Genomic DNA, 2,452 nt, shown 5'->3' on the forward strand with positions numbered 1-2,452 from the left:
CACCGAGACTGAAGAACTCCTTCTGACGCAGCGGCGGTGCGGTCAGGATTGGGAAGACGAGATCGTCGGCGATGAAGACGTCCTCGGCCGCATAGTCGATGCTGCCGGTGCCGCCGAGGCCCAGAACGTCCCAATTGCCGAGCTGCTTGTGCTGAGAGATCGGGGCATGGGCGCACATGATGATCAAGTTGCCCTTCTCGTCCTTGGCGGGCTTGCCGGTGCCGTCGTCGACGAAGGCGGCACTGTGGCTGTAGGTGGCGTGGCTGAAGCCGCTGCCATAGCTCCACTTGCCATTCAGCCGGTAGCCGCCATCGACTTTCTTCAGCATACCGAGCGGCGCGCCCTGCCCCCAGAACCGGTTTTCGGTGCCCGGCGCGAACAACCGCTCGACCGCGCTGTCCGGCAGAAAGGCTGCCGACATCGCACCGATGCAGCAATGCACCATGGAAACCCAACCAGCCGCCCCAGAGTGCCAGGTGATCGCCGCCAGCAGTTCGAGACCCTGGGTGGGTCGCAGCTGCGCACCGCCGAGGCTCTCCGCGGCGAAGATATGCGACATGCGTAGCGGCTTCAGCAGCTCGAACGTGGCCGCAGTCAGTTCGCCATTCTCCTCATCGGCGGTAGCGTTGGCTTCCAGGGCCGGCCCGATCTCCGTGATCTTGCTGAGCAAGTCGCGATAGTCGGTGGTCGTCCCCCATGAGCCGTGCTTGATGGGTTTGTTCATTGTCTTCTCCTCCTTTTCAATGCGGTCAGCCGGCGAGGAAATCGCCGATCTTCCTGAGTGTTTCGGGGTTCTCCTGCATGACGAAATGGCCGGCATCCTCGACCAGGATCAGGCGTGCGTCGGGCAGGGCTTCGACGAAGAGCGGCGCCTGGCCAGCCGGCAGCAGACGGTCCCTGGTGCCCCAAACGACCAGCGTCGGATTGGCGATACGCGCCAGAAAGCGCCGCAGGTTCGGATGGCCCATGCCGAACGGCGCCAGCAGCCGGCCGAGCGTGTCGCCTTCGCGGACGCGGTCGGCGCCGAAGGCCTCGGCAAAGGCGGGGTCCGAGCCGTCCGGGAAATAGCGCAGCGCCACCGGGACGTCATGCGCCAGATAGGCCGGCAGCTCCTGCGGCGCGACCGCGCCCAGATCGGTGGCCGGATGCGCGGGGTCGTTGAGCCCGGCGGGAGCGATCAGCACCACCTTGTCGAAACGCTCGCGCGCAAGGCCGGCGAGTTCGGTCGCCATCCAGCCGCCCATGGAAAAGCCGATGAGATGAGGCTTCTCCGGCAGGTTCAGAACATCGAGCAGGTTCAGGTAGTGCAGAACCATGTCGGACATCGCAGCGACATGCGGCGCCGGGCCAGAAAAGCCGAAGCCCGGATGGCTCGGGCAGAGCACGCGGAAGCGGTCGGCGAGGCCCTCCGCGAAGCCGAAGCCTTCAAGCGTCGAGGCGCCGTGCAGGAACAGCACGGGCTTGCCTCTACCGATGGCCTTCACCACCGTTTCCGTGCCGCCGATATCGTATTCGAGCGTTTCGAATTGAACGGCCATTTTCACTCTCCTCAAACAGGTGCGGCCTCAAACAAGGTCCGGCTGGATCAGCACTTTGCATTGCGTGGTGCGGCGGCGAAGGCTCTCGAATATCTGCGGAACTGGCGAGAGATCGATCCGGTCGGTGACCAGAGCTTGCGGTGCGAAAGGTCCGCCGCGCAGCGCATCGAGGGCGACGCCGAATTCGTTGCGCTGATGGAAGAAGACCGAGAACAGCAGGTTCACTTCCTTGGTCAGCGCAATGAACGGATCCCATTCGTCGCCGCCGATACACAAGCCGACGCCAACCACCGTGCCCTGCAGCCGCACCGCTTCGACCGCCGCGCCGATGAGGCCGCGCTTGCCGACGCATTCGAAGACAATGTCTGGCGCTCCTCCGCAGAGATCGGCGAGGTTCTCGGTCAGCTTTTCGCCGGAAAGCGCGAAGCCGGTCGCGCCGAGAGCAAGCGCACGCTCGCGCTGATGGCCATGGATGACGGCCACCACGACACGCGACGCCCCCATCCGCCGCGCCCAGAAGGCGACGAGCAGCCCGATCGGCCCAGCGCCCAGGATGGCAACCCGATCCCCCGGCTTCATGCCCGAGCGGACGATGCAATGCAGAGCGACTGACAGCGGCTCGGCCAACGCACCATCCTCGAGCGCCACATCGCCGGGCAGGATATGACACTGGCGTGCGGCCACGGTCGCGTATTGCGCATAGCCGCCGCCGATCAGCTCCATCTCGCGACAGCGCGCCGGATCGCCGCGCTCGCAGGCCTCGCAGTGTCCGCAACCGCGCATAGGCGCGACGGCGACACGGTCACCGATCCGAAGGCCTGTTGCCTCCGATCCGACCGCGACGATGTCCCCAGAGAATTCATGGCCGAGCACGAAGCCTGCCTCGATGCCGAAAGGCACGGGGTCCTCGGTGA

General features: G+C 65.5%; 2 protein-coding genes and 1 pseudogene. All 3 read right to left on the reverse strand.

Annotated elements, in window-relative coordinates; translation table 11 throughout:
* Positions 1-724 (reverse strand): annotated as a pseudogene (locus tag EN750_RS29260) (acyl-CoA dehydrogenase); the annotation flags it as partial.
* Between the two features lie 25 nt (positions 725-749).
* A complete protein-coding gene (locus EN750_RS29265; RefSeq protein WP_127398831.1) occupies positions 750-1,538 on the reverse strand; it encodes an alpha/beta hydrolase in 789 nt (262 codons plus the stop codon).
* Positions 1,539-1,565: 27 nt separating this feature from the next.
* Positions 1,566-2,452 (reverse strand): alcohol dehydrogenase catalytic domain-containing protein (locus EN750_RS29270; protein WP_127398832.1); only part of this gene is annotated, 887 nt, incomplete at its 5' end.

The organism is Mesorhizobium sp. M7A.F.Ca.ET.027.03.2.1 (assembly GCF_003999175.1).
In the GTDB taxonomy this organism is placed as follows: Bacteria; Pseudomonadota; Alphaproteobacteria; order Rhizobiales; family Rhizobiaceae; genus Mesorhizobium.

Coding starts and splice junctions, on each gene's coding strand:
- EN750_RS29265 (WP_127398831.1), bottom strand. CDS start 1,538: ATGGCCGTTCAATTCGAAACGCTCGAATACGATATCGGCGGCACGGAA.